This is a genomic window from Mesorhizobium sp. M1A.F.Ca.IN.020.04.1.1 (assembly GCF_003997315.1).
In the GTDB taxonomy this organism is placed as follows: Bacteria; Pseudomonadota; Alphaproteobacteria; order Rhizobiales; family Rhizobiaceae; genus Mesorhizobium.
The window spans coordinates 1-483 of the sequence record NZ_RZSN01000269.1 but is presented as its reverse complement, the minus strand read 5'-3'; the positions used below and the strand labels follow the sequence as shown (position 1 = coordinate 483).

The following is a 483-nucleotide window of genomic DNA, read 5'->3' as shown; positions in this document are numbered from 1 at the left end:
ATCCAAAAACTTTCCTTACGTCGATCTTCAACGCCGCCGTCGCCGCTGCCGATCCGGAAAAGACGATCCGCAATCATTTGCCGGCAAAGCCGAAGGGCCGCACCATCGTTATCGGCGCCGGCAAGGGCTCGGCGCAGATGGCGGCGGCCTTCGAGAAGGTCTGGGATGGTCCGATCGATGGGCTGATCGTGACCCGCTACGGCTATGGCGCCAGATGCGAGCGCATCGAGATCATCGAGGCGGCGCACCCGGTGCCGGACGCCGCCGGCCTCGAAGCCTCGCGTCGGCTGTTGGAGAAGGTGCGGGGACTGAGCGCGGACGATCTGGTCGTGGCGCTGATTTCGGGCGGCGGCTCGGCGCTGCTGCCGTCGCCCGCTCCCGGCCTGACTCTTGCCGACGAGATCGCCGTCAACGAGGCGCTGCTCGCTTCCGGCGCGCCGATCGCGGCGATGAACACCATCCGCAAGCACGTCTCGACCATAA

At 66.5% G+C, this 483-nt stretch carries 1 protein-coding gene; it reads left to right on the top strand.

Annotated features, from left to right (window positions below):
* Window positions 1-483: DUF4147 domain-containing protein (locus EOA49_RS30045; protein ID WP_127243531.1), on the top strand; the 483-nt coding region annotated here is incomplete at both ends.